This is a genomic window from Vallitalea sediminicola, assembly GCF_054408565.1.
This window is the reverse complement of record NZ_BTPT01000376.1, coordinates 1-225: the sequence shown is the minus strand read 5'-3', so window position 1 is coordinate 225 and position 225 is coordinate 1. Positions and strand designations below refer to the sequence as shown.

The following is a 225-nucleotide window of genomic DNA, read 5'->3' as shown; positions in this document are numbered from 1 at the left end:
GATATTTATAACAGTTTTAATATTACTCCTGAAATACTTGCAGAGGCTTTTAATATCATAACGGAGAACCCCCAAGACTTCCAAGTTAAATCCCTAGAAGATAAGTATAGTGATTTAGAAGTAGAAGTTGGTACAGATAGTGTCAGAAGATTTACTGCATTATATACAGGGCTTCCATATGATAGCGATGAAATTCTGCCACAACAAGCAATAGATATTCTATAT

General features: G+C 33.3%; 1 protein-coding gene. It reads left to right on the top strand.

Going from position 1 to position 225, the window contains the following annotated elements; translation table 11 throughout:
* A partial coding sequence (locus ACX6CF_RS27115) for a hypothetical protein (protein WP_458788482.1) occupies positions 1–225 on the top strand: 225 nt, incomplete at both ends.